Annotated in this window: 20 protein-coding genes; 12 read left to right on the top strand and 8 right to left on the bottom strand. The window is 67.8% G+C overall.

Features of this window, described 5'->3' with window-relative positions; genetic code table 11:
* Positions 1-4: 4 nt before the first annotated feature.
* The 3 genes from ACIOSY_RS09880 to ACIOSY_RS09890 are packed head-to-tail and all read left to right on the top strand — an operon-like array spanning position 5 to position 2871.
* Positions 5-760: a lysophospholipid acyltransferase family protein gene (locus ACIOSY_RS09880; RefSeq protein ID WP_400853806.1), complete on the top strand. Its 756-nt coding sequence runs from the start codon at positions 5-7 to the stop codon at positions 758-760.
* A complete protein-coding gene (locus ACIOSY_RS09885; protein WP_400852683.1) occupies positions 750-1883 on the top strand; it encodes an NAD(P)H-dependent glycerol-3-phosphate dehydrogenase in 1134 nt (377 codons plus the stop codon). The genes ACIOSY_RS09880 and ACIOSY_RS09885 overlap by 11 nt, the downstream gene beginning before the upstream one ends.
* Entirely contained in the window at positions 1789-2871 is a 1083-nt protein-coding gene (locus tag ACIOSY_RS09890) for a D-alanine--D-alanine ligase family protein (protein ID WP_400852685.1), read from the top strand. The genes ACIOSY_RS09885 and ACIOSY_RS09890 overlap by 95 nt, the downstream gene beginning before the upstream one ends.
* A 6-nt stretch (positions 2872-2877) precedes the next feature.
* Here ACIOSY_RS09890 and ACIOSY_RS09895 read toward each other — a convergent pair whose 3' ends face one another.
* On the bottom strand, positions 2878-3531 hold the full coding sequence (locus ACIOSY_RS09895; protein WP_400852687.1) for a hypothetical protein: 654 nt from the start codon (positions 3529-3531) through the stop codon (positions 2878-2880).
* 23 nt (positions 3532-3554) lie between these two features.
* Positions 3555-4040, bottom strand: a complete 486-nt coding sequence (locus tag ACIOSY_RS09900) for a DUF3515 family protein (RefSeq protein WP_400852689.1) — start codon at positions 4038-4040, stop codon at positions 3555-3557.
* 23 nt (positions 4041-4063) lie between these two features.
* On the opposite strand from ACIOSY_RS09900, the gene thiL reads away from it, so the two are divergent.
* Positions 4064-5059 (top strand): thiamine-phosphate kinase, encoded by a 996-nt coding sequence (gene thiL / locus ACIOSY_RS09905; RefSeq protein WP_400852691.1) that lies wholly within the window; start codon positions 4064-4066, stop codon positions 5057-5059.
* Here thiL and rsmD read toward each other — a convergent pair.
* Entirely contained in the window at positions 5029-5637 is a 609-nt protein-coding gene (gene rsmD, locus ACIOSY_RS09910; protein WP_400852693.1) for a 16S rRNA (guanine(966)-N(2))-methyltransferase RsmD, read from the bottom strand. The genes thiL and rsmD overlap by 31 nt on opposite strands.
* A gap of 61 nt (positions 5638-5698) precedes the next feature.
* On the opposite strand from rsmD, the gene ACIOSY_RS09915 reads away from it, so the two are divergent.
* From ACIOSY_RS09915 to ACIOSY_RS09945, 7 genes are all read left to right on the top strand, one after another.
* Positions 5699-7873: an ATP-dependent DNA helicase RecG gene (locus ACIOSY_RS09915; RefSeq protein WP_400852695.1), complete on the top strand. Its 2175-nt coding sequence runs from the start codon at positions 5699-5701 to the stop codon at positions 7871-7873.
* 57 nt (positions 7874-7930) lie between these two features.
* On the top strand, positions 7931-8428 hold the full coding sequence (gene coaD / locus ACIOSY_RS09920) for a pantetheine-phosphate adenylyltransferase (RefSeq protein ID WP_400852697.1): 498 nt from the start codon (positions 7931-7933) through the stop codon (positions 8426-8428).
* Positions 8429-8494: 66 nt separating this feature from the next.
* Entirely contained in the window at positions 8495-9043 is a 549-nt protein-coding gene (locus ACIOSY_RS09925; protein ID WP_400853808.1) for a YceD family protein, read from the top strand.
* A 2-nt stretch (positions 9044-9045) separates the two neighbouring features.
* Positions 9046-9255, top strand: coding sequence for a 50S ribosomal protein L32 (gene rpmF / locus ACIOSY_RS09930; RefSeq protein ID WP_282217297.1), 210 nt, complete (start codon positions 9046-9048; stop codon positions 9253-9255).
* A 13-nt stretch (positions 9256-9268) separates the two neighbouring features.
* Positions 9269-9961, top strand: a complete 693-nt coding sequence (gene rnc, locus ACIOSY_RS09935) for a ribonuclease III (protein ID WP_400852700.1) — start codon at positions 9269-9271, stop codon at positions 9959-9961.
* Entirely contained in the window at positions 9954-10817 is an 864-nt protein-coding gene (gene mutM / locus ACIOSY_RS09940; protein WP_400852702.1) for a bifunctional DNA-formamidopyrimidine glycosylase/DNA-(apurinic or apyrimidinic site) lyase, read from the top strand. The genes rnc and mutM overlap by 8 nt, the downstream gene beginning before the upstream one ends.
* Before the next feature lie 38 nt (positions 10818-10855).
* A complete protein-coding gene (locus tag ACIOSY_RS09945) occupies positions 10856-11422 on the top strand; it encodes a suppressor of fused domain protein (RefSeq protein WP_400852704.1) in 567 nt (188 codons plus the stop codon).
* Positions 11423-11472: 50 nt separating this feature from the next.
* Here ACIOSY_RS09945 and ACIOSY_RS09950 read toward each other — a convergent pair whose 3' ends face one another.
* From ACIOSY_RS09950 to ACIOSY_RS09970, 5 genes are all read right to left on the bottom strand, one after another.
* Entirely contained in the window at positions 11473-12795 is a 1323-nt protein-coding gene (locus tag ACIOSY_RS09950; protein WP_400852706.1) for a permease, read from the bottom strand.
* Positions 12792-13487 (bottom strand): ABC transporter ATP-binding protein, encoded by a 696-nt coding sequence (locus tag ACIOSY_RS09955; RefSeq protein WP_400852708.1) that lies wholly within the window; start codon positions 13485-13487, stop codon positions 12792-12794. The genes ACIOSY_RS09950 and ACIOSY_RS09955 overlap by 4 nt, the downstream gene beginning before the upstream one ends.
* 95 nt (positions 13488-13582) lie before the next feature.
* On the bottom strand, positions 13583-14659 hold the full coding sequence (locus tag ACIOSY_RS09960; RefSeq protein WP_400852710.1) for a GNAT family N-acetyltransferase: 1077 nt from the start codon (positions 14657-14659) through the stop codon (positions 13583-13585).
* Positions 14656-15744 carry a GNAT family N-acetyltransferase gene (locus ACIOSY_RS09965; protein ID WP_400852712.1) on the bottom strand — a complete coding sequence of 363 codons (1089 nt, stop codon included), beginning with the start codon at positions 15742-15744 and terminating at the stop codon, positions 14656-14658. The genes ACIOSY_RS09960 and ACIOSY_RS09965 overlap by 4 nt, the downstream gene beginning before the upstream one ends.
* A 13-nt stretch (positions 15745-15757) precedes the next feature.
* Positions 15758-16036, bottom strand: coding sequence for a hypothetical protein (locus ACIOSY_RS09970; RefSeq protein ID WP_400852714.1), 279 nt, complete (start codon positions 16034-16036; stop codon positions 15758-15760).
* A gap of 515 nt (positions 16037-16551) precedes the next feature.
* On the opposite strand from ACIOSY_RS09970, the gene smc reads away from it, so the two are divergent.
* The gene (gene smc / locus ACIOSY_RS09975) at positions 16552-20097 is read left to right on the top strand and encodes a chromosome segregation protein SMC (RefSeq protein WP_400852716.1); all 3546 of its coding nucleotides are present in this window, start codon (positions 16552-16554) and stop codon (positions 20095-20097) included.
* Positions 20098-20115 lie beyond the last annotated feature (18 nt).

A 20115-nucleotide genomic window follows, 5' to 3' on the forward strand; every position in this document is an offset into this window, starting at 1 on the left:
CCCGATGCCCCAGAGGTCGCTCGAGAAGTCGCGACCGAGCATCTTCTGGCCCCTGGCGGGGCTGGTCGTGCCGCTCGTCTCGTTGATCGCGAAGATCCGTATCACGGGAGCCGACAAGCTCCCACGCGAAGGATCGTACGTTCTTGCACCGAACCACTACTCGGAGTTCGATCCGCTCATCGTCGCCGTCGCCGTGTGGCGAGCCGGCCGTGCACCGCGCTTCATGGCCAAGGAGAGTCTCTTCAAGGTCCCCGTGCTGGGATGGTTCCTGCACCGTACGGGCATGATCCCCGTCGCGCGCACCTCCTCGGCGGCCTCGGCCAAGCAGACGATGAAGCAGTCGGCGGATCTGGTCGAGCACGGGCGCGGCGTCATCGTCTACCCCGAAGGCACGCTGACGCGAGACCCCGATCTCTGGCCGATGAGGGGAAAGTCCGGTGCCGTGCGACTGGCGTTGGCCGACGGCATCCCGCTGATCCCGATGGCCCAGTGGGGCACGCAGGAGATCATGGGTCGCTACCAGAAGGGTCTGAGCCTCTGGCCGCTGCGCAAGCCGGTTCGCGTGCTCATCGGCGATCCGATCGACGTCTCCGACCTGCGCGCACGCGCGACGGAACCCGCGGCCCTCAACGAGGCGACATCGCGTCTGATGCAGGGCATCACCGCGCTCCTCGAACAGCTTCGCGACGAGAAGGCGCCGGCCGAACGCTGGAATCCCTCGTCGCACGGTCAGAAGGAGACAGGACGCCTTGACTCCTAAGAGAACAGCGCCCACTGGTCCGCGTGTCGCCGTCATCGGCGCCGGCAGCTGGGGAACCACCTTCGGCAAGATCCTCGCCGACGGCGGGGCGCAGGTGACGATGTGGGCGCGCCGCGCAGAGCTCGCGCACGAGATCGACGAGGCCAAGCGCAACTCGCGTTACCTTCCCGGCATCAATCTGCCGCGGACGATGGCCGCCACGCACGAGCTCGCGACGGCGCTGGACGGCGTCGATCAGGTATACCTCTCGGTGCCCAGCCAGTCGCTGCGCGAGAATCTCAAGGCGCTGCGACCCCTGATCGCCGATTCCGACGCCAAGATCGTCAGCCTCATGAAGGGCGTCGAGCGCGGCACCGGGCTGCGCATGAGCCAGGTGATCCAGCAGGAGATGCGGTGCGATCCCGATCGCATCGCGGTGGCCTCGGGGCCCAACCTCGCACTCGAGATAGCGCGCGAGCAGCCGACCGCCGCCGTGATCTCCTCGCGCAGCCAGGAGACGGCCGAGGTGGTCGCTCGCGCGGCACGCAACAGCTACTTCCGCACGTTCGTGAACACCGACGTGATCGGAACCGAGTTCGGCGGGGTGCTCAAGAACCTGATCGCCGTCGCGATCGGCATCGTCGACGGCGTCGGATACGGCGAGAACACCAAGGCGTCGATCATCACGCGCGGTCTCGTCGAGATGACGGACTTCGCGGTGGCGCATGGCGCCCATCCGGAGACGCTCCAGGGACTGGCGGGTCTCGGCGATCTGATCGCCACCTGCCAGTCGCCGCTGAGCCGCAACAACACAGCCGGTCGGCTTCTCGGCCAGGGGTACAGCTTCCAGGACGTCGTGAAGCAGATGCAGCAGACGGCCGAAGGACTCGCGTCCGTGGCTCCGGTACTGCAGCTCGCGCGGGAGTCCGAGGTCGACATGCCCATTGTCGAACAGGTGAAGATGGTGCTCGACGGGAAGATGAACCCGCGCGACATCGCACCCCACCTGACGACAGACGATGACACCCCGCAGGGGGAGAGGACCAACCATGGACAAGCAGACGGTGGTGGTGCTGTTCGGAGGGCGCTCCAGCGAGCATTCGATCAGTTCCGCAACGGCGGGCGGAGTGCTGGGCGCGATTGATCGCGACCGCTACGCGGTGATCCCGGTCGGGATCACGCGCGAGGGGGCGTTCGTGCTCGAAGAGGACGATCCGGCGAAGTTCCCGTTGGATGCGGCGCACCTGCCCGAGGTCGTCGACAACGGCACGCGGGTGCTGTGGCCCGAGCCCGGCGGAGATCGCACGCTTCGTGTCGTCCAAAGCGACGGTACGGTCACCGGCCTCGGTGAGATCGACATCGTCCTGCCCATCCTCCACGGCCCGCATGGCGAAGACGGAACGATTCAGGGCTACTTCGACACGCTCGAGGTGCCGTACGCCGGTGGTGGGGTGCTCGACTCCGCTCTGTGCATGGACAAGCACTTCATGAAGATCGCGCTGCAGGCGGCGGGTATCGCCGTGGCGCCGTCGGTGACGGTACGCCGCCGGGACTGGGACAGCGGGTCGGAGCACGTGCGTGCGCGGGCTTCCGAGCTCGGTCTGCCGTTGTTCGTCAAGCCGGCCCGTGCCGGCTCGAGCGTGGGCGTGTCCAAGGTCGAGTCGCTGTCGGAACTGGATGCGGCCCTGGCGATCGCTTTCGCCGAAGACGACAAGGTGCTCATCGAGACGGGCGTGAGTGGTCGCGAGATCGAGGTCGCGGTGCTCGAGAGCGCCGACGGCGTGCGCGCCTCCCTCCCGGGCGAGATCGTCCTGACGTCACGCGGGTTCTACGACTTCGAGGGCAAGTACCTGGGCGGTGACGGTGTCGATGTCGTGTGCCCTGCCGAACTCACCGAGGCGGAGATCGCGTCGATCCAGGATGCCGCCATCCGGTCTTTCGAGGCGGTGGAAGGCCGGGGGCTCGCGCGCGTCGACATGTTCTTGACGGCCGACGGCGGGCTCATCGTCAACGAGCTCAACACCATGCCGGGGTTCACCCCGATCTCGATGTTCCCGAAGTGCTGGGTCGCCTCGGGCCTGAGCTACGGCGACCTGATCTCCGAACTCATCGAAGCAGGTCTTCGCCGCTGATCGCCCTCACCCCGCGTGCGGCGGCTGCGGCGGATACGACGGCGGCGCCTGCGGGCCGGGAGCCGGCGGGTAGGGCGCGACCGGCGGAGCCGGGTGACCATACCCGGCGACCGGGTATGCGTTCTGCGGTGCGGCGCCCGGCTGTGCAGGAGAGACGGTGCCGGATGATGCGCGGTGGATCAGGGCAGCGACGAGGGCGGTCACCCATCCCCAGAAGAGCGCCCAGGTGACACCGGTCGTGCTCATGCTGAAGAACTGCGACTGATACATCTCGACCTGCTCGGTGGGAATGCGCAGTGCGGACAGCGCCAGCGGAGTCCGTGCCACACCGGCTGCCCACCCCGCGACGACGATGGCGCCCCAGGTACCGAAGAATACCGCCGCCCCGCGACCGGGCGCCGCGCCTCGAGCGACCATGCGGACGAAGAGCCAGGTCAGTCCGGTCAGCAGGACGACGGCCACGAGCATCCCCACCGTCCCCAGGGGGGAGCCGGGGCGACCGACCCACCACCCGATCGGGTCGGGGAGCAGCCAGACCCGAGGGATTGCGGGCACCCCACCGACGACGAAGAGGTATCCGACGAATCCGCTGAGCAGAGCGCCGACGCCGACCATGAGGGCCGCGACGAGCGCGACACGGTTCGCTGGATTCCGGTTCATGCCGCGAGTCTAGACGCGGCCCGTCAGTCGGCGGGGGGTTCGACGCGGTCGGTGCACTGCGCCGTCGCGGGCGAGAGGCCCGGCTGGATGCTTGCGGACAGCTTCTCGATGACCGTGCGGAAGTCGATCTGGGCCTCGCGGCGGATGATGACCTCGACGGCGGGATCACGGCCGTAGGTGACGAGGCGCTGGCGCTCCTCCTCCTGCTCGAGCACGAGCCAGTCGACGCTCCCCACGGTGGTGCAGACGAGGTCGGAGGGGGCCGGCGGGGCGACGCCGCAGCGGAGCACGATCGTCGGATCTCCCCAGGCGCCCGTGGCCTGCGCGTCGGTCCAGACGCGGTCGAACCCGGAGACGTTGGCGGGAAGCAGCACCGACACGTCGGCGCAGGCAGGATTGTTCGCGTCGTCGGCGGGGTCGAGATGGATCGTCGTGGAGCAACCGACGAGGGCGAACGCCAGAGTCCCCGCAACCGCGACGGCAGCGACGAGGCGACGGGGAAGAGGCATGCTTCCAGGCTACCTTTGTGAGCATGCCCTCCCGACCCGAAGCCGACGATCCTCTGCTCGGAGACCTGTCCGAAGGGCAGATTCTGCGAGCGATCCTCTCCCGCACGGCACCGGCCACTCACACCATCCTCGGTCCGGGCGATGACGCCGCCGTGATCGCGGCACCGTCGGGATCCGTGGTCGCCACCACCGACACCCTCGTGCACGGACCCGACTTCCGGTTGGCGTGGACCTCGGGATACGACCTCGGGTGGAAGGCGGCTGCGGTCAATCTCGCGGACATCGCCGCGATGGGCGCTCGTCCCACGGCGCTGCTCGTCGCACTCGCGATCCCTCGAGACCTTCGTCTGTCGTTCGTGGAGCGCCTCGCAGACGGCTTCCGCGAAGCCTGCGCCGCGCTCGCTCCCGGATGCTCCGTGGTCGGCGGGGACCTCACTGTGTCCGATGTCCTCACGGTTGCCGTCACCGCGCTCGGAGATCTGGAAGATCGTCGGGCGGTCACGCGATCGGGTGCGCGTCCGGGGGACTCGATCGCGGTCGCGGGCGAGATGGGTCTCGCCGCCCACGGACTCGCCGTGCTGTTCGGCCGGTTCCGAGAAGACGATCGCCCTGTGCCCGTCGACGTGTCGAAGCTCGCCGCAGGGGAGTCGGCGGCCGTCGCCGCCCAACTGCGGCCTTCTCCTCCGATCGGTCTGGGCCCGATGGCCGCGGTGGCGGGAGCCACGGCCATGATGGACATCTCCGATGGGCTCGCCCTCGACGCAGGGCGGATGGCGGATGCCTCCGACGTCACGTTCGCCCTGGATGGCTCAGCGCTGGGGAACAACCCCGAGCGCGCGCTGGCGGGCGGGGAGGATCATGCCCTGCTCGCGACGTTCCCCGACGGTGTTCTCGCACCGGGCTTCCGCATCATCGGTCGGGTGCAGGAACGCGGCGAGGCGGGTGTGCTCCGCGACGGTCGGGTCGTCGACGTGGCCGGATGGGACCCTTACCGCGACTGGGACTCGGCAGTGGGCTGATCGGCGCCGGTCGGCTGCAGGCGCGGTTGCGCCCACCAGATCGTGGTGTCCCCGTAGGTCTTCTCGCGGACGAGCTCGAGTCCGGCGGCTTCGAGGTCCGGCGGCGTCGACCGGCGTGCGCGCTCGATGACGACGAGCGCGTCAGACGACAGCGAGGGGGCGAGGGCGACGAGGTCCGCGGTCATCGCGTCGTCATCGAGATCGTACGGGGGATCGGTGAAGACGAGATCGAAGGGGCCCTGCGTGCGCACCAGGAACGGATGCACCGCACTCTCGTGCACGCGAGCGGTGGGGAGGTTCCCCGCGCGAGCGACGGCGGTCGCATTCCGGCGGACGACCGCGGCGGCGGCCCGCCCGCGTTCCACCAGCTCCGCGCTCTGGGCGCCCCTGCTGAGAGATTCCAGCCCGAGCGCACCGGAACCGGCGTAGAGGTCGAGTACGCGAGCGTCATCGATCGCTCCGGCCGACTCGAGTGACCCGAAGAGCGATTCGCGCACGCGATCGCTCGTCGGTCTGGTCCCGGCATCCGGCACTTCCAGGCGGGTGCCTCCGGCTGTCCCGGCGATGATCCTCGTCACCCACTCACGATACGACAGCGCGCGTGCTCCGAGTGTCGGACGGGTTCCCTAGACTCGATCCATGCCGCTCACCCTGGACTCGTCGCTCGACGACGCCCTGGGCGCGGCGACCGCGAAGACGCTGGGCCGCGCGTTCTCCATGCGCACGGTCGGCGATCTGCTCTCGCACTACCCACGCCGCTACGCGGATCCCGGTGAGCTCACGCCGATCCGCGAGCTCCCGATCGGAGAGACGGTCACGATCGTCGCCGAGGTGCTGTCGTCGAGCTTCCGACGCATGCGCAACCGGCAGGGTGCCATGGTCGACGTGGTCATCGGCGATGGTGTCGGTCGCATGTCGCTGATGTTCTTCGCCAAGAACATCGGTCAGGCGGAGTGGCGCTCCAACGATCTCGCGGTCGGGCGACGCGGAGTGTTCTCCGGCAAGGTCGGAGAGTTCAACGGCGTCACGCAGTTCGCACATCCCGAATACGAGCTCTTCGACGACGAGGACTCGGCGCGTCGCAGTGCGGATGCGCGAGCTGCCGTGCCGATTCCGATCTACCCCGCGACGTCGACCATTCAGACCTGGCAGATCGCCCGGTTCATCGGACGGGTGCTGGACGACCTCGTCGATGCTCCTGACCCGCTTCCGGAATCCGTTCGCGTGCGTGAAGAGCTGCTCACAGCGCGCGATGCACTCGAGAAGATCCATCGGCCGGCCACGCGCAACGACATCGATCCCGCCGTACGCACCCTGCGCATGCACGAGGCGCTCACTCTGCAGACGGCACTCCTGCAGCAGCGTGACGCGGTGCGGTCACTCTCCGCCACGCCTCGCCCCTCCCAGCCCGGCGGGCTGCTCGAACGCTTCGACGCGGGGTTGCCCTATACGCTCACGCCCGACCAGCAGTCGGTGGGGGTGCAGGTCGCCGCCGACCTCGTCGGGGCGTGGCCGATGAACAGGCTCGTGCAGGGCGAGGTGGGTTCGGGCAAGACGCTCGTCGCCCTGCGTGCGATGCTGCAGGTCGCCGAGAGCGGTGGACAGGCAGCATTGATCGCTCCGACCGAGGTCCTGGCAGGGCAGCATCTGCGATCGATCACCAAGATGCTGGGTCGCGACCTGGCGCCCCTGGTGATGCCGACGCTGCTCACCGGCCAGATGCCCGCCGCCGAGCGACGCAAGGCGGCGTTGCGGGTTGCATCCGGCCAGGCGCTCATCGTCGTGGGGACGCACGCTCTGCTCGGGGAGAAGACCACGTTCGCCGATCTGGGGCTCGTCGTCGTCGATGAGCAGCATCGTTTCGGGGTCGAGCAGCGCGAGGCTCTCCGAGCCAAGGGATCGAGTCCGCACGCGCTGGTGCTCACCGCCACTCCGATCCCGCGCACGGTGGCAATGACCGTCTTCGGCGATCTCGACACGTCTGTGATCCGCACGATGCCGGCGGGGCGCGCGGGTATCGAGACGTTCGTCGCTCCTCTGGCCGAGCACCCCGGTTGGTTCAACCGGGTGTGGGAACGCGCCGCCGAAGAGATCGCACGGGGGCGCCAGGTCTTCGCGGTGTGCGCCGCGATCGATACGACCAAGAAGACGGGCGAGGCGGGCGAGCAATCCCTGCTCGCCCCGGAGGGCGCCGCCGGTCCGCGCTGGGGCGTCGTGCAGCTCGACGAGGCGCTGTCGACGCACCCGACGCTCGGTGGCCTGCGCAGGGCCGTCCTGCATGGACGCATGCGGTCCGATGAGAAAGACGCCGTGATGCAGGCGTTCGCGCGTGGCGAGATCGATCTGCTGATCGCGACGACGGTCATCGAGGTCGGCGTCGACGTGCCGAATGCGTCGACCATGATCGTTCTCGATGCCGATCGGTTCGGTGTCTCCCAACTCCATCAGTTGCGCGGACGCGTCGGACGAGGGGGAGTCCCGGGACTCTGCCTGCTGGTGACCGAGGCCGAGTCGGATTCGGTCGCGCGAGAGCGCGTCGATGCTGTGGCCGCGACCCTCGACGGATTCGCTCTGGCCGAGGTCGACCTCGAGCTGCGCGGGGAAGGAGACGTCCTGGGCGCCGCGCAAGCCGGCGTCAGGTCGTCTCTCAAGCTGTTGCGCGTGGTCAAGGATGCCGGCCTGATCGTGCGTGCGCGTGAGCTGGGGGAGGAGATCCTCCTCGACGATCCCGACCTCGCGCGTCATGAAGGCCTGCGAGAGGCGATCACTCGCCGGGTCAGCGACGAAGACCGGGCGGCGCTCGTGAAGAACTGACAGTCGGCGATCACGCGATCGGGAGAGCCGCCGAGGGTGTGCCCTAGGCTGGGTCGTATGAGCAGCAGGATCGCCGTCGTCCCGGGTTCGTTCGATCCGCCCACGCTGGGCCATCTCGATGTGATTCGCCGTGCGGCGATCCTCTTCGACGAGCTGCACGTGCTCGTCGTGCACAACCCCGGCAAAGAGGCGATGCTTCCCATCGCTCAGCGGCTCTCTCTGCTCGAGCGGTCTATCGCCGACGACGGGATGCCGGGAAACATCGTCATCGGCTCCTGGAGCATGGGTCTGCTCGTCGACTATGCGCGCGACGTCAACGCCGGCGTGCTGGTCAAGGGCATCCGTTCGCAGATCGATGTCGCGTACGAGGCTCCGATGGCGATCGTCAACCGGCACCTGGCCGACATCGAGACGGTGTTCCTGCTTCCTGATCCGTCGCACGCGATGGTGTCGAGCTCGCTCGTCCGTCAGGTCGCGTCGCTGGGCGGCGATGTCACGCCCTACGTGCCCGCGGCTGTGGCCGCTTTCCTCGACACGGGTTCCCGAGGCCTCTAGCGTCGAGCGTCGCCGTCGAGCCTCTTCCGAGGCGGGGCCGGTAGCATGGGACGCGTGAGATCCCGATTGAACGGCCCTTTCATCCTGCCTGCCCGCGACATCGTCCGACGGCCGGGCGAGATGCGCGAACACGCCTTCTCCGTCGCCCTCAAAGAGCAATGGGGCGAAGGCATCGTGTCCTTCGAAGCCGGATCCGAGATCGACCTCGACGTGCGTCTCGAGTCGGTCCATGAGGGCATTCTCGTGACCGGCACCGTTGACGCCACGTACTCCGGCGTCTGCGGAAGATGCCTGATCGACATCCGTCAGCCTGTCGAAGTCGAGTTCCAGGAGCTTTTCGCGTATCCTGGTGAGGAAGAAACTGACTTCGAGGTTCAAGACGACCACGTGGATCTTGAAACTCTTGTCAGGGATGCGACCGTACTGGCGCTTCCATTTCAGCCGGTGTGTCAGCCGGATTGCCCGGGTCTCGACCCGGAAACGGGCGAAAGACTGACCACGAACACTGGCACGGAGCAGGCCGCTCCCATCGATCCTCGGTGGAGTGCGCTCCAGCAAATCACAGACCAAGACGGAACGGCACAGAGCCGGACCGCCGAGAAAGAAGAGAGCTAGTCATGGCTGGTAACCCCCCGAAGCGCAAGGTTTCCCGTTCGAACACCCGCTCGCGCCGCGCGCAGTGGAAGGCGGCGCCCATCGCGCTCGTCAAGACGATCGAGAATGGCAAGACGGTCTACAGCCGCCCGCACCAGGCGAAGGTCGTCACCGACTCGCAGGGCACCGAGCTCTTCCTTGAGTACAAGGGCCGCAAGGTCGCTGACGTCTGAGTCGCGAGTCATCGTGACGGAGGTCCCTGAGGGGAAGCGACCTCTCCCAGCCAAGCTCCGCGTCGATATCGACGCGGAGCTTCTGGAGTTGGCCCTCACCCACCGCTCCTACGCGTACGAGCACGGCGGTATCCCGCACAACGAGCGTCTCGAGTTCCTCGGCGATTCCGTGCTGGGTCAGGCCGTCACGGTGATGCTGTTCACGACGCATCCCGACCTCGACGAAGGGCAGCTGGCGAAGCGGCGCGCGAGCGTCGTCTCGACGGTGGCGCTGGCCGAGGTGGCTCGTGGCATCGATCTCGGTAGCCATCTGCTGCTGGGACGTGGTGAAGAGCAGACCGGTGGTCGCGATAAGGACTCGATTCTCGCCGACACGATGGAGGCCGTCATCGGCGCCACCTACCTGTCTGCAGGGCCGGATGCTGCGACCGAACTGGTGCTCCGACTGACGAGGCCGCTGCTCGCCGACCCCGAGCGGTACGGCGCTGCGATGGACCCCAAGACGAGCCTGCAGGAGTTGGCGGCGCGCATCGGCGCGACCCCGCCGCAGTATGCGGTCGTGGCGAGCGGGCCCGATCACGATCGTCGGTTCACCGCCACGGTCGTCGTCGGCGATGTGAGCATGAACGGCATCGGCAGCAGCAAGAAGACCGCCGAGATGGCGGCCGCACTCAGCGCGTGGCGCATGCTCGACGCGCGTGCCTGAGCTGCCCGAAGTCGAGGTAGTCCGCGCCGGGCTCGCCCCGGCGGTCACCGGTTCGACGATCACGGGCGTCAGCGTCTTCGATGAGCGCGCGCTGACACGGCACGGGGCGGGCGCTGCGGACTTCGTCGCTCGACTCGAAGGCCGCACGATCGCATCGGCGTCGCGACGGGGAAAGTTCCTCTGGTTGCCGCTCGCCACCGATGACTCGGCGCTGATCGCACACCTCGGTATGAGTGGACAGCTGCTGCTGCGCGCGCCGGACGCGGTCTCGGAGCGACACGAGCGCATCCGCATCCATGTCGATCATCCCGTGCACGGTGAACTCGCCGTCGTGTTCGCCGATCAGCGCACCTTCGGTTCGCTGGCGGTGGATCGGCTCGTTCGCGATGGCGCGACGATCGTCCCCACGCAGGTGCTGCATATCGCGCGCGATCCGATCGATCCGTTCTTCGACGACTTGGTCTTCCGTGCAGCAGTGGGCAAGAAGAAGAGCGCGATCAAGCGCGTGCTCCTCGATCAGACGGTCGTGAGCGGCATCGGCAACATCTACGCCGACGAAGCGCTCTGGGCAGCGCGCATCCACCCGGAGACTCCTGCCGACGGTCTGTCGACCCAAGCCGTGCGGCGGATACTGGCCGAAGTCCGCTCCGTGCTCGCGAAAGCGCTGGCCGAAGGCGGTACGAGCTTCGATGCGCAGTACGTGAACGTGAACGGCCAGGCGGGTTACTTCGCGCACTCTCTCAATGCCTACGGTCAGCAGGGCAAGCCCTGCCCGCGTTGCGGCACGCCCATCGTGCGCGAGAGCTTCATGAACCGCGGCTCCCACTTCTGCCCGAAGTGTCAGCGCCGGCGGTGACGATCACGAGGTGCCGTCGCGGCATCTAGGCTGGCGTCGTGAGCGATGACATCCCTGTTTCCGCAGTGAGCGACGATTCCTTCCCGATGCATGTGTTCCATGCGCTGGGCGTCGATCCGATCGTCTACGAGGAGCGCATCGGCGGTGCGGTGATGGTCGTGGAGAAGCGACCGGCAGACGGTCCGATCACGGTCATGACGTCGGGTGCCTCGCGGCTCGTCACCGATTCCGGTGAGCGCGTCGAACTCGCGGTCGAAGTGGTCGACGGCCAGCAGGGTGCCGCGCTCGTCGCTCTGCGAATCGTCTGCGACGACATCGCCACCCACAGGCGCGTGCCCCCGATGCTGGCTCCATGGCGCAACGATGCCCCGTTCCTGACCGGCACCGCGATCTCGGCGATCATGGCGACGCCGTCGCGGTGGGGAGACGCTTTCGATGAGGTGCGCAACGACGACGGTCACGTCGTCGGCCATGTCCGCACTCTGCGCCTCCTCACCGATCGCGAAGCCGCGGCGGCGACCGCCGAGGGGTGGGATACGCTCCGGGATGCGCTCGGTCTGGATGCGCTGCTCGACGTGGAGCGCCCGGATCCCGCGACGAGCTGAGCGGGCATCCTCCATCTCAGAACGCCGGTTGTTCCGCGGTTCGCCGATCTTCACGCTGCCGCGAAGGATCGAGCGAGCAGGGGCTGCGTTGCACGGGTGCTGATCCACACGACGCCGATGCCGACCATGACGACGCCGGCGATGGTGACGAGGGACAGCGGAGCCGTGATCAGCGCGAGGCCCATCAGCGGGAAGACCAGCACGCCGGCGCAGAGCGCGGAGCCGATGGCCGTGATGAGCAGCGGAGACATGACGGCGCGTCTGCGCGCACGATCGACCGTGTCGAGCGGAACGCCGAGGTGGTGCAGGCTCCGGTGGAGCGGGCGTTGATCGAGTACCTCGGACGCCTGATTGATGCTCACGGATACGGCGACCATGAGGAACGACGCAACGAGGGTGATGATCAGGCCGGTGCGCATGTCGGTGACGAGTGCGAGGTCTTCGGGTGCCGCACCGGCGTCGCTCATGGTGGACATGACGGAGACACCCGTGCCGGCGAAGACGGCCATGAAGCTCGACATCGCGACGCCGCCGACCTGTCGCCAGGCGGACTTCGGAGAATCCAGCACCAGTCGTGCCGCGAGGAGTCGTTCGGGCTTCTCGGCTCGGCGAAGCTGGTTCGTGGCGGTGACCTTGAGCACCCACGGGCCGACGAGGTTCAATACGGCCAAGACCCCGGCGAACATGCCGGCGATGACGACGACGGTCGCGACGTATCCACCGGCACCGGGGAACACCGAGATGACGGCGAACGCGGTCGCGAGAACGCTCGCGGCGATGACGGCACGGATCCAGTGCACCTTCGTCGCCGTCGTGCGCATCCTCACGCCGAGCGGCGAGATCGACACTCGGCGCAGGCCGATCGCGGCGCTCACGGCTGCGAGGACGAGGACGGATACCACGACGATGAGGATGTTCAGGGGCGACAGAACCACCGCGGACTGGCCGAGCGGTCCTCCCCGGAAGGGGATGAGGCCGATCAACGGGCTGAGCACGAGATGGCCGACGCCGCCGAGGAGTGCACCAGTGCCCGCGAGCAGCACGGACTCGATCACGGTGAGGGTCGCGACCCCGGATGGCGTCACGCCGAGCAGGCGGAGTGTCGAGAGTCGTTCATCTCGTCGACGGGCCGACAGGCGCGCGGCTGCGCCTCCGAGAGATGTCAACGGCACGACGAGGAGCACCAGGGCGATGGTGGCGAGTATCTGGTAGATCGGAGCTTCCGGATCTGTCCACCCCCAGAAGGACTGGGCCCCTCCGATCACGGTCATCACCAGTGTCGTGACCATGGCGAACGCGACGATCGGCAGAACCAGGATGCCGGTCTGATCCTTCGACGGACGCAGGAGGAAGATCATCGTCGAGGCGTTCACGAGGGCACCGCCGCCGAGACGATGCGTCCATCGCGGACGGCGATCGTGCGCGAGCACCGCGCGGCGACGTCGGCGTCGTGAGTGACGACGACGAGTGTGCGTCCCTGTCCCGTCGTCGACCACAGCAGGGCATCCATCACCTCGGTCGACGTGCCGGAATCCAGCGCTCCCGTGGGCTCATCCGCGAACACCAGCTCGGCACCCGTCGCCTGAGCGCGAGCGATCGCCACGCGCTGCGCCTGCCCTCCGGAGAGTTCGCCGATGCGGCGGTCCTCCATGCCGGCGAGGCCGAGGGCCGCGAGCCAGGAAGCGGCGTGCGCGACGGCATCCTTGCGCGCGATGCCGTTGATCATCGATGCCAGTGCCACGTTCTCGACGGCGGTGAGCTCCGGGATCAGGAGTCCCTGCTGGAAGACGAATCCGAAGCGCTCGCGTCGAAGACGGGACCGGGCTGATTCCCCCAGCCCCGTGACGTCGATCGCGTGTTCGCCTGCGGGATGGAACGACACGGCGCCGCTGCTCGGCGACACGATCCCGGCGAGAACGTGGAGCAGGGTCGTCTTGCCGGAACCGGACGCACCCATGATGGCGACGGACTCTCCGCGCATGATCGTCAGGTCGATCCCGGCGAGAGCGCGGGTCGTGCCGAAATCCTTGGTGAGAGCGTGAGCTTCGATGACGGGAGCATTCATGCTTCCAGCCTCGCCTCGGCCGTCGTCGGCGTCATCGCCCGCGCGGATGACTCCGGGTGGGGGAGATCATCCGATCGAATGATCTCCCCGCCCGGTCAGATCTTCTTCTGCCAGGCCCCCGCGTAGGACACCGGGACGAACCCGACGGCCTCGTTGATGTCGAGCATCGGTCTGTTCTCTTCGGCGTTGAACGTCGACACTCGCGGAGAGAGCGGAGCCTGCTCGCGCCAGCGCAGAAGATTCGCGCACTTCACGATCATGCCCAGACGATGTCCGCGGTGCTCACGGGTCACCAGCGTGCCGAACTGGTGAGTCACCCCGGTGCGATCCTCGCCGATGAGGAGTTCGTTGTACGCCACGATCGTGGCGGACGGAACATGTTCGACGGCCGCCACCGAGAGCAACTGCCCCGCGCTCGTGAGCCGCCCATCGCGTCGCACGACGCGCGCGGCATCCCACTCCTCGGCGTCGAACTCCATGTCGCCGCTCGGAGCATCTGTCACCAGACGCGCGAGCACCCCCGCGTAGCCGTCACGCAATGCGGGCGGTGTCGGCAGGTTCCACTCGACGAGACGGTAGTCGTCGCCTGCGAAGGCGCGGGCCTCTTCGAGCGTTCGTCGCAGCGGCTCCACGTCGCCACGCAGGTCGAGCTCGCTGTTGCGTTCGACCTGCTCGAGGCGGAATCCGCGCTGTTCCAGGAGGTCGGTCAGCGCAATCGCCGTCACACGGCCCCACCCGGTCTTCGGCGTCAGCATCCGCTCCGTCTCGGTCGCCCGGTGCAGGCTCCACAACTGCAGGATGCTTCGTCCGCGGCGACGCGCTTCGTCTTCGGCGCGCTCGAGCAGAGCGTCTTCGACGCCCTGCCCCCAGGAGGCTTCGGGAACGAGCAGATCGATCTCTGCGGTGCGGGCGCCTTCTTCCTGCACGTAGTCGATCGTCACCATCCCGACGATGTCATCGCCTCGTCGGGCGACGAAACCGGTGTGCACGGTGTCTTCGGTGTCGTTCCACGGCACGAGCATCTGCGCCGCTGTCTCGGCGAGATCGGGGAGCCCGACCAGTTCGTCGCAGATCTGGCGGCCGAGGTCCCCGAGAGCGACGAAGTCCGCAGCATCGGGCGCATCGAGCGACAGGGGCACGGTGATGGGACTGATCGTCAGTTCGACGGTCATGTCAGTTCCTTCTTCCAGGCGCCTTCGTAGGCGCGTGCGGTGAAGCCCATGGCTTCGTTGATCGACAGCATCGGACGGTTCTCTTCGGCGTTGTACGTGATCACGCGCCGTGAGTCCGGAGCGATCGTGGACCAGGCGTCCAGTGCCGCGGTCTTGACCAGGAGACCGAGGCGGTGACCGCGATGCTCGCGCAGCACGAGCGTGTCGTCCTGGTGGGTGGTCGCGGTGTGGTCGAGGCCGATGCTCAGTTCGGTGAATGCGGCGAGCTCCCCGGTGTCGACGTGCTCGGCGGCGGTGACGAGCAGCGTGTGCCCCATCTCGGCCAGACGGCTCTCCATCGCCCGGATGCGCGCGTCGTCCCAGTGCTCCTCGTCGGCTTCGAGTCCGGCCGAGGGGGCGTCGGTCGACATCCGTGACTTCAGCCATGCGTACCCGGCGACATGCTCGCCGGGCGTCGGGAGGGTCCACTGCACGAGCCGATATCCCGTGGCCGCGGAGTGCGCCTCCGCAGACAGCGACGCGATGCGCGCGGAGGTGGTCGCATCGAGGTCCAGCACGCTAACGCGATAGACCTGTTCGAGGGTGAAGCCATTGCGTGCGAGGAACCGTGCGACATGGTCGTCTGGAACGCTGCCGAATCCCGTCGGGGAGTCGAGCCGCGGCCCGTCCTGCGCCGGCTGCTCCGTCCAGTTCTGGATCACGGTGCGGTCGTGCCGACGGGCGATCGCCTCGAGGTGCGGTAGGACCGCTCGGCCGATGCCCTGCCCCCACACGCGGGGCTGCAGTTCGATCGTCGCGATCACCACTCGCGATCCTTCTTCGTGGGGGACGTCGACGACGGCGCGCCCCACGACCTCGTCGGCCTGACGGATCGTCCACACGTACGTCGTGCGTTCGGTGCGGGATCGGAGGATCGGGATCAGCTCGGCGGGCGAGAGGTCCTGCTCGTCCCGGCCGGTGAGTTCGCGGTAGATCGTGTTGCGGACGCGGGCGAGCTCGCGGAACTCGCCCGCGTCCGCTGCATCCGCTCGGGCCGGGACCACGAGCGGATGCAGGGTTGCGCCTGCAGGGAGGGGGATGGTCATCTCTGTCTCCTTCTCAATGCATCTGACGCTGGAGGTGGTACGCGAGGATCGTGCTGGTCTCGCGTGCACTGAGGTGCTGGGCGTCGAGGAACAGCGTCCGTGCCGGAGCAGTGTTCCGGCTGCGGCGACGAACGGGGCGCTGAGCCCGTTCGAGCAACCAGAGCCCGATCCGGAACGACAGCCGGTCTGCGAACGCGAGTGCGCGCAGCTCCTCGGGTGCGGGGATGCGAAGGATCTGTTGGTCCTCGGTATCCGGTGGGTGGGTGGTGGTGTGGGACAACGTGGTGTTCACGGTGGTTTCCTTCGAAGGAGGAGATGCGGAGGAAGTGCGCTGTCGCAGGCCGAGACGCGGCGAAGAAGAGCCGGCGTGGTTCGGGTGGAGGGAGCGCGGATGCCGGAGACCGGCGAGAGACCCCGTGGAGTCGAGAGACCCGGGGTGGGCGCGGAGGGGCGACGAGGTGACCGACCCGAAGGTCAGGCAGCCTGGAACGACGCGGGTCTACGCCAGAGTGAGGTCGCGGACGCCGAGGTCGGTTACCGAATGCGCGGGGCGCAGCGCGGAAAATGCGCGCGCGACAAGGCCAGTGGCCTGTGCGGTGTGTGTGAAGAACATCATCGGTAACCTCCTTTCGAGAAGACGTCGGTGGCCCACGGTAGCGAAGGAGGCCCGGTGGCGTCAAGCATCCTGGTGTTCCCGCGGCGTGTCGCCCGTGATCCGTGTCGCGGATTCTCCGCGCGGGCGCGGGGTGCAGCGATGGAACTCCGGTATCGTGTGGGCGTGAATCTCCCCGAACGATCGGTGCCCCGATGCATCTGAAGAGCCTGACCCTCAAAGGCTTCAAATCGTTCGCGCAGCCGACGAGTTTCGTCTTCGAACCCGGCGTCACGTGCATCGTCGGCCCGAACGGTTCCGGCAAGTCCAACGTGGTCGACGGCCTCGCCTGGGTCATGGGCGAACAGGGTGCCAAGACGCTGCGTGGCGGAAAGATGGAAGACGTCATCTTCGCCGGCACGTCGACGCGCGGGCCGCTCGGCCGCGCCGAAGTGCAGCTCACCATCGACAACAGCGACGGCGCACTGCCCATCGACTACGCCGAGGTCACGATCAGTCGCACCCTGTTCCGCAGTGGCGCCAGCGAGTACGCGATCAACGGGGACAGCTGTCGTCTGCTCGATGTGCAGGAACTGCTGAGCGATTCCGGCCTCGGTCGGGAGATGCACGTGATCGTCGGCCAGGGCCGACTCGACACGGTCCTGCAAGCCTCTCCGGAAGACCGTCGCGGGTTCATCGAGGAAGCCGCCGGCATCCTCAAGCACCGTCGTCGCAAAGAGAAGACGGTGCGCAAGCTCGATGCGATGGAGACCAACCTCACGCGCCTGAGCGATCTGGCGGGAGAGATCCGCCGACAGCTCAAGCCGCTCGGTCGTCAGGCCGAGATCGCCCGGGAAGCACAGACGATCGCGGCCGTGGTCCGTGACGCCAAAGCGCGGATCTTCGCGGACGACGTCGTCGCATTGCGCACGGCCCTGGCCGATCACACGCGCACCGAGCACGAGCGGCACACGGAGCGCCTCGTGCTCTCCGACCAGGCGGAGACCGTCCGCGCGAGCATCGCTCGGCTCGAGCAGCACCAGAATTCGATCGCGGTTGACGAGGCGCGCAGCGTCGCGTTCGGACTCGAGCAGGTGCAGGAGCGCATGCGCGGTCTCTACACGCTCGCGAACCAGCGACTTGCGCTCCTCGGCTCGGACGACGACGATGCCGCCGTGACGGCTGTGACCGTGACCCAATCCACGATCGACGAGGCGAAGGACGAGATCACCGAGATCTCCGCAGGCCTCGGCGATGCCCAGGACGCAGCTGTGGCGGCGAGCCGCGAGGTGGTCCTCGCCCGGGCCGAACTCGACACCCTCGATGTCGACATCGCCGAGCAGAGCGCATTGGTCTCGCAGTACGACATGCGGCTGAGCACGCTGCGCGGCAATGCGGATTCGGCAGCATCGACGCTGGCAGCGGTGCGGGGAGCCGTCCTCCGTCAGGAGAACGCTCTCGACGCGGCGAACGACCGTCGGCGCGAGGCGGCGGAGGCGCTGGAGTCCATCGAGGACGCGGAGGCACCCGATGGATCTGCGGCGGAGTGCTCGGCGGCCTACGAGAGCGCTCAGCGCCAGGCGACGGCCGCGGAAGCCGAACGGGAGACCCTGCGTGAGCGGCTTCATGCCGCGGAGCGCGAAGTCGACGCGCTGACGGCGAAGGCTGCCGCGCTCGGCAGCGCTCTGGCTCTGTCGGGAGGATCGGCCGAGTTCGTGAAGGCCGGAGGCCCGGGAATCCGCGGCCTCGTCGGTGATGCGGTGCAGGTGAAGGCGGGATTCGAAGCGGCGGTGGCCGCTGTCCTCGGCCCGTTGGCAGAGGGCGTGCTCGTGGACACGCACGCCGATGCTTTCGCCCTGGCCTCCGAAGCCGCCGAGCGACGGCGGGGCGTCGTGGATTTCGTCGCCGCAGAGTCTCTGCGGGCGGCCGTGGTGCTTCCCGAGCTCGCGGGAGTGACGCCTGCGGTCGACGCCGTCGAGGCACCCGCCGGCGTGCTCGGGATACTGGCGCACGTGCTGATCGCCGAAGACCTCGATGCGGCCCGACGCGCTCGCACGGAGCTCGATCTCATCGAGGACACCTCGACGACGATCGTGACGGTCGGCGGTGAGGTGATCACGGCACAGACGCTGCGTACCGGCTCCGGGGGCGAACGCTCCCGCCTGGAGCTCGCGGCGGAACGCGATGCCGCGCAGGAACGCCTCGTCGAGGTGCAGGTCATCGTGGACTCGCTTCGCGAGGCACGCGAAGACGCCAACGAGGCCGTCGAGAAGACGCGGCGCGAATCCAAGGAGGCGCTGCGCGCACTTCGTGAGTTGGATGCTGCGCTCGCGAGCCATGCTGAACAGGTGAATCGCATCACGGTCCAGCACGAGGCATCCGTCGCCGAGTGCGAGCGTCTGGAGACCGGGCTTGCTCAGGCCCAGGCCGCGGTCGCCGACGCGGAAGCGCGAGCCGAGGCGACCAAGCGGGAACTGGACGATGCCGTCTCCGCGCCCCGCCCCGTACTCGATGCCTCGGCGCGCGACAGCCTGCTCGAGGCTCTCGAAGCGGCTCGTGAAGGAGAGGTTCGCGCACGTCTCGAGATCGAGACACTGCGAGAGCGTGTCCGTGCGGCCCAGTCCCGCGTGACCGGCCTGGAACGCCAGCGCGAGCAGGAGCGCGATGCCGCCGCCGAAGCAGCGCGGCGTGCCGTCATCCGTCGTGCGCAGCGCGAGGCGGCCGCAGCCGTCGCCTCGGAGCTCCCACGCGTGCTCGACTCGCTCGACAGATCCGTCGTCGAGGCGCGCGTCGCCCTCACCGAGGCGGAGTCGGCTCGGTCGGCGCAGAACGAAGAGCTGACCGCGCTTCGCCTGCAGGAGTCATCGCTTCGCGAGCGCCTGGCAGGCCTGACGGAGAGCGTGCACGGGCTCGAACTGCAGATTCACGAGAAGAAGTTGCATCTGACAAGTCTTCTGGAGCGGGTCGCCTCGGAGCTGGCGCTCGACGAAGATATTCTCGTCGCGGAATACGGGCCGGATCAGCCCGTGCCGAGAGATGTCGGCGAGGTCGCTTCCGACCATGAAATCGACGTCGACCTGACCATCCCCTTCGACCGTCGGATCCAGCAACGCAGGCTCGCCGAGGCCGAACGCAAGCTCGCTCAGCTCGGCCGGGTCAATCCGTTGGCTCTGGAGGAGTTCGGCGCTCTCGAGCATAGGCACGCCTTCCTCACCGAGCAGTTGGCCGATCTTACGCAGACCCGTCAGGATCTGATGACGATCATCGCCGATCTCGACGAGCGGATGCAGACGATCTTCGCCAGCGCGTTCGAAGACACCAAGCAGGCGTTCGGCGAAGTCTTCCCACTGCTCTTCCCGGGTGGATCGGGCAGCATCTCGTTGACGGATCCCGACAACATGCTGACGACCGGTATCGAGGTGTCGGTGCGTCCGGTCGGCAAGAAGATCGAGCGCCTCTCGCTGCTGTCGGGTGGAGAGCGTTCGCTCGCCGCCGTCGCGCTTCTCGTCGCGATCTTCAAAGCACGCCCCAGCCCGTTCTACATCCTCGACGAGGTCGAAGCGGCGCTCGACGATGCGAACCTCGGTCGACTGCTGACGGTTTTCGAGCAGCTGCGAGAGAGCTCCCAGCTTCTGGTGATCACCCACCAGAAGCGGACGATGGAGATTGCCGACGCCCTCTACGGTGTATCCATGCGCCAGGACGGCGTCTCCGCCGTCGTGGGTCAGCGCGTCGGCGATCGCGCTTCCGCCGTCAGCTGAACCCCGCAGGGAGCGGCG

Origin of the sequence: Microbacterium sp. NPDC087665, from assembly GCF_044743285.1 — a bacterium.
Classification (GTDB): Bacteria; Actinomycetota; Actinomycetes; order Actinomycetales; family Microbacteriaceae; genus Microbacterium.

Excerpts from the sequence above, each read along its gene's own strand:
- ACIOSY_RS09880 (WP_400853806.1), top strand. The coding sequence starts at position 5 with ATGCCCCAGAGGTCGCTCGAGAAGTCGCGACCGAGCATCTTCTGGCCC.
- ACIOSY_RS09890 (WP_400852685.1), top strand. The coding sequence starts at position 1,789 with ATGGACAAGCAGACGGTGGTGGTGCTGTTCGGAGGGCGCTCCAGCGAG.
- ACIOSY_RS09895 (WP_400852687.1), bottom strand. The coding sequence starts at position 3,531 with ATGAACCGGAATCCAGCGAACCGTGTCGCGCTCGTCGCGGCCCTCATG.
- ACIOSY_RS09900 (WP_400852689.1), bottom strand. The coding sequence starts at position 4,040 with ATGCCTCTTCCCCGTCGCCTCGTCGCTGCCGTCGCGGTTGCGGGGACT.
- thiL (WP_400852691.1), top strand. The coding sequence starts at position 4,064 with ATGCCCTCCCGACCCGAAGCCGACGATCCTCTGCTCGGAGACCTGTCC.
- ACIOSY_RS09915 (WP_400852695.1), top strand. The coding sequence starts at position 5,699 with ATGCCGCTCACCCTGGACTCGTCGCTCGACGACGCCCTGGGCGCGGCG.
- coaD (WP_400852697.1), top strand. The coding sequence starts at position 7,931 with ATGAGCAGCAGGATCGCCGTCGTCCCGGGTTCGTTCGATCCGCCCACG.
- rpmF (WP_282217297.1), top strand. The coding sequence starts at position 9,046 with ATGGCTGGTAACCCCCCGAAGCGCAAGGTTTCCCGTTCGAACACCCGC.
- ACIOSY_RS09955 (WP_400852708.1), bottom strand. The coding sequence starts at position 13,487 with ATGAATGCTCCCGTCATCGAAGCTCACGCTCTCACCAAGGATTTCGGC.
- ACIOSY_RS09960 (WP_400852710.1), bottom strand. The coding sequence starts at position 14,659 with ATGACCGTCGAACTGACGATCAGTCCCATCACCGTGCCCCTGTCGCTC.
- ACIOSY_RS09965 (WP_400852712.1), bottom strand. The coding sequence starts at position 15,744 with ATGACCATCCCCCTCCCTGCAGGCGCAACCCTGCATCCGCTCGTGGTC.
- smc (WP_400852716.1), top strand. The coding sequence starts at position 16,552 with ATGCATCTGAAGAGCCTGACCCTCAAAGGCTTCAAATCGTTCGCGCAG.